Origin of the sequence: Microbacterium sp. SCN 71-21, assembly GCF_001725695.1 — a bacterium.
Lineage (GTDB): Bacteria > Actinomycetota > Actinomycetes > Actinomycetales > Microbacteriaceae > Microbacterium > Microbacterium ginsengisoli.
Genome location: NZ_MEGA01000118.1, coordinates 1 through 5,196, shown reverse-complemented (window position 1 = coordinate 5,196; position 5,196 = coordinate 1). Strand labels below are relative to the sequence as shown.

Here is a 5,196-nt window from a genome sequence, read left to right as displayed (position 1 = left end):
TGGAGCGCCCGCAGCGAAGCGAGGACGAACGACGTTGAGGCCGACGATCAACGGTGCACACTCTCCGGCGGGATCGACCACGGGTTGACACAGGGCTCTAAGGGCCGGCAGGCCCCGCCCGAAGGGCGTCGACCATCAATTGCACGGCCCGCGTGGCCTTGAGCGCTATCGCGCAGCGCAAAAGCCGCAGCGTGGCCACGCCCTGTTACCGCTCCCTAGACCGTCGTCCGTACATACGCGCATCCAGTGTCCGGCGATGACGGTCAGGTGTTGGATGCACGACTGCTTGCGCTCATTCTCGACGCCGAGAGCATCCCGCGCTCCGCTGGGCGCTGATCGCGGCAACACAAAGCTAGGGCGCCTATACTCGACTTGGTGCTCGACTGCAGGGGGCTACCGGAGCGCACCTACCGCAACCTGCGTGCCGTGTTACGAGAACTCGATCTTCCGGGCCAGATCCCGATAGCGTCGCCAAGGAAGTTCATATACAGCCTCGAGTCGTCGTGACTTGTTCGTGCTCGTATCGCGTCGTTGCCCCCACTGATCGCGAGACACTAAGGAACGATTGGCGGAATTGCGTAGATATTTTCGCTGACACTTTCGGCGCGCCGCAATGCGGTGAGCACACCGAGAATGCGTTCGCGGGCGAGGTCGCCGCGCCTACGCTAGCCCCGCAGTCGACGTCGTGTCAGTGCTCTACCGCCGCCATCGCGACCGCGCTGACTGTCGGGCCCACGCCGTCGACGGTGCGCCACGCCACGATGGAGCGCCCGCGGACGGCCCGGTCCGGACCGTGGCGCCGCGCTGCCGCGCCCACTCATGCCGACAGGCATCCAGCCCACCCGGTCCGCATGGGTGCGCAGCACCCTGCCAGCCGCACTCACATGCCGACACGGACGCCATGCCCAACCTAGGGCGCACATCCGACAGACAGATGGACGCCCGTCAGCCGTCGTCCCTAAGCTCGAGCTTCAGGCCCAGAGCCTGCGCAACCTTGGCGATGGTCGCGGTCGTCACATCGTTATTCGCCTCGACGCGCGCGATGGTAGGGCGGGACAAACCCGATTTCTCGCCGAGCTCGCCCTGTGACCACCCCACCTTCTTCCGGGCCGCGCGGATGACGTCGCCGAGGCCGTGCTGCTCCGCCTCCATGCTCACGCGCCCTCAGTCTGCGAGCCGGCGTCCGTATCGGGCCGGTGCTGCGCGTGGAGGGCGTCCGCTGCGATGTCGGCGATCTGCCCGACGAACGCTGGATCCGTCATGTACGACTGGATTTCCCTCGACTCGTTCACCGTCTTCAGCACGGCGAGTCCGACGGCCCCGCTGAAGCCCTCGGATGCCTTGAGCTGGGCGACGGTGTTGTTCTTCGCCATCGCCACCGCATCCTCGTTGTCGTCGAGGAAGCCCCAGAAGGTCGTAACGAAACCGGAGACGCTGTCTGGGCTCACATCGACGCCCTTGGCCTTGAACATCTCGTTGACCTTGTCGATGGCCTCGGCGAGTGGGCCTCGCTTCGGTGCCGCGCCGCCGGCATGCTCGCCGTCGAAGACGGGGAGCCTGATGCCCTCGCCGCTCCCTTCGCTGATCGAGTGGTCTTCCTCGATCGCGGACGGGACGAGCTTGACGCCGGAGAGTTGGACGCCCTCGAGGAAGCTGTCGTCGCGGTCGTCGTCGTCTGCGTGAAGATTGCGGCCGAGCAAGGTCGCAAGGATGGCGCGGCGATGTAGCTCCGGGTCCTGGTAGTCGACGATCTGGCTGAGGAACTGCCAGGCGTTGCGGTATCCCAGCACGTCCGCGCGGAACGACTCCAGCTGCTCTTTCTGCTTCTTGTCCTTCGACAGCACGGCCTGACGCCACTGGCCGCTCCAGCGGTTCTTGATCGGAGCCAACGCCTTGGCGATCACCTCACCGCCGAGAACAGAGAGGAATGCGTCGGCGACGGCGTCCATCTCCTCATGCGTGTAGAGCCCGGCCGTGTCGAGTCGCTCTCCCACTGTGATCAGCGCGTTGGGGTCGACGTCGCCGTCGACGTGGGCGTCGGAGTAGTACAGCTTGAAGTCGGACTGGATGCTCGCCGGGGTATTGCGGAAGTCGACGACCATCGGCGCGGTCTTGCCCGGGTAGATCCGGTTTAGCCGCGAGAGGGTCTGTACGGTGGCGACGCCGGAGAGCTTCTTGTCGACGTACATCGCCATCAGCCGAGGCTCGTCGAACCCAGTCTGGAATTTGTTGGCGACGATGAGGACGCGGTAGACGCCGTCCTCCCGGAATGCCCTGCCGACGTCGCTCACACCGTTGACCGACACCTCGGTAACGCTCTCGCCGTCCTCGTCCTTAAGCGACCCCGAGAACGCCGCGAGTGTGTGGAGGTCGTAGCCCTTCTCGGCGATGTAGGCGTCCATCTTCCGCGACCAGCTCAGCGCCTCCATACGTGAGCTCGTCACGACCATGGCGCGGGCCTGGCCGCTCAGCAGCGGCTGCACATTCCGGCGGAAGTGCTCGACGACGACCCGTACCTTCTGCGCGATCGCGGTCGGGTGGAGCCTCGCGTAACGGACGATGCTCGAGACCGCCTCACCGGTGTTGACCTGGATCTCGCTCTCGGACTCCTCGCCCTCCAGGGTGTTCTTCACCCTGAGAAACATGTCGTAGGTCGAGTAGTTGGTGAGGACGTCGAGGATGAAGCCCTCCTCGATCGCCTGCGCCATCGTGTACGTATCGAAGGCCTCCCAGCGCTCCCCGACCTGGGTGCCAAATAGACGCAGGGTCTTCGCCTTCGGCGTCGCCGTCAGGGCGACGAAGGTGATATTGGCCGACGCCGCGATGGCCGAGTCCTTGGCGGCCAACAGTTCGTCGGCGCTGATCTCCTCATCTGGATCGACCTCGACGTCGACGAGCAGCTCCTTGAGCTGCTTGGCGGCGGAGCCCGACTGCGAGGAGTGCGCCTCGTCGGCGACGACGGCCCAGCGCCGGCCACGCAGCTCCTCGGTGTCCTCGATGAGCTTCATGACTTCCGGGAACGTCTGCAGGGTGCAGGTCACGATGTGATCGCCCTCGAGCAGCGCCTTCTTCAGCTGCGGCGACTTCGCGCCGGACTTCTCGCCAACGGCCACGACGAGCCCCTTGCTCGACTGGACGAGGTTCATGTCCTCACGGATGTTCTCGTCGAGGACTGTGCGATCGGTGACGACGATGACCGAGTCGAAGGTCGACTTCGAGTCGGCGCTCATGTGGCGAATCAGGCGATGGCTAAGCCAGGCGATGGTCTTCGTCTTGCCCGAGCCAGCCGAGTGCCAGACCAGATAGCGCTTGCCGGGGCCGTTAGCCTCGACGTCGGCGACGACGCGCTCGACCGCACGCAGCTGGTGGAATCTCGGGAAGACGAGCCTGCCGTCGTCCTTCTTCCCCGACTTGCCCGGCTCGAAGAGCGCGAAGTCCTTGAGGATGCGCATGAAGGTTGGCCGGGCGAGAATCTCGCGCCACAGATAGTTGGTCGACGAGCCGGTCGCGGACGGCGGGTTACCCTCGTGGCCGTCGTTGCCCTGATTGAAGGGCAGGAAGACGGTGTCTCCGCCCTGCAGCTTGGTGGTCATGTAGACGAGGTCGTTTGAAACGGCGAAGTGCACCAGCGCACGGCCGGCCGCGAGCAGCGGGCGGCTCCGCCCTGGCTTGCGGTCCTCCTTGTACTGGCGGATCGCGTGATTGACGGTCTGGGTGTTGTCGGTCTTGAGCTCAAGTGTGACGACCGGCAGGCCGTTGGCAAGGAGTACGACGTCGATGCTCTCGTTAGTCTTCGTGTCGAAGCGCACCTGCCGCAAGATCCGCAGCCGGGCCGACGCGGCTGCTTCGACCACCTCGGTCAGGTTGGGGTTCGCCGGCGGGAAGGCCATCATCGGACCGAACTTCGCGGTCGGACGGCCGATCTGAGCGTAGGAGAAGCCCTTGCGCAGCACGCCGAGCAGGCCGCCCACGGGGTGCCCGGTCGTCGGGTCCATGCGCGTTGCTTTGGCCAGCTCCTTGGTGACGTGCTCGAGGAGCTTTCGCTCGGCGCCCGACTTCTGCTCGCCGACCAGGTCGCCGGGGACAGCCTTCTCGTACTCGTCCGGGTACTGAGTGGCCAGCCAGTGCAGCGCGTCCCCGGGCACCATCGCGACGCCGACGTCCCATCCTGTCGGCCTACCGTCGTCCTCGTACAGCCAGCCGCGGTCGGCCAGCTCCGAGCAGAGGTTCTCCTCGAACTCGCGCTCCATCAGCTGCGCGTGGCTCATGCAACTGCCTTCTTACCGGTAACGACGTCGGTAATGAGCGCTGCGCGGCGTTCGAGGAGCCGGGACTTGAGATCGGCGACCTTCGCCAGCATGGCGTCGACGCGCGCGGTCGCCTCGTCGAGCTCGTCCGCGATCCTGATCTGCTCCTCGATTGGCGGCAACGGGACCGGTGTTGCGTCCAAGACCGTCTTCGTCACGCGCTGGGCGTTTGGGCGGACACCGGTAGAGATCGCAGCGAAGTAGTCGATGTATCGCGAGCTGCGAAAGAGGTGATGCACATACCGCGGCTCGAACCGGTCCGAGATCCAGAAGGCTTTATAGTCCGGGCTGATGTACCCGGTGAGAGACGAGACGCCGAGCCCGCCGTGGTTGAGCCACATCATGTTGGCCGCGAGCTGACCCGGACGGACAACCCGGTACTTCGAGACGTCGAGCGACGCCTGTTGTCCGTCGGTGCGAGTGTTCAGCTCTACACCTCGGTACTCGGAGATGGAGAGTAGCGGCCCGGCAGGGTCGTCGCCGTTCCGCTCGGCGCTCTCCGTAAAGTCGTAGCCGAACTTCGTTCTCTCCCAGTGGTCGGGGATGCCAGCGAGGGCCGCGTGCGACTCTGATTCGCGATGCCCCGCGCTCTCTGCGAGCCCGAAAACAGCTCTGGTCTGAACTGTGCGCACACGTTCCTGAAGCTTATGCGTGAGAGACTGAAGCTGGGCGAGCATTGCATCGATCTCGCCAGTCTCGCGATCAAGGTAGCGGGCGATCTTCCGCTGTGTATCGCAATCAAATTCGGGGACGGGGAGGCGGGCCACCGTTCCAATCGGGATCGACACACGAGTGACTCCAAAAGACGCCGTGAGCCAATACCCCTTCGTAAGACTGGAAGCCAGGCACCAGTAGAGAAATATCGGGTCGACCTGATCGGCGTATGGCC

The 5,196-nt window shown here is 64.9% G+C and carries 3 protein-coding genes; all 3 read right to left on the bottom strand.

The features are described 5' to 3' along the window. Nucleotides 1–945: 945 nt before the first annotated feature. The gene (locus ABT08_RS12830) at nucleotides 946–1,152 is read right to left on the bottom strand and encodes a helix-turn-helix domain-containing protein (protein ID WP_288115212.1); all 207 of its coding nucleotides are present in this window, start codon (nucleotides 1,150–1,152) and stop codon (nucleotides 946–948) included. A 2-nt stretch (nucleotides 1,153–1,154) separates the two neighbouring features. Beyond that, nucleotides 1,155–4,268, bottom strand: coding sequence for a type I restriction endonuclease subunit R (locus ABT08_RS12825; RefSeq protein ID WP_288115211.1), 3,114 nt, complete (start codon nucleotides 4,266–4,268; stop codon nucleotides 1,155–1,157). Then, on the bottom strand, nucleotides 4,265–5,196 hold a 932-nt coding region (locus tag ABT08_RS12820), incomplete at its 5' end, for a restriction endonuclease subunit S domain-containing protein (protein ID WP_288115210.1). The genes ABT08_RS12825 and ABT08_RS12820, both read right to left, overlap by 4 nt.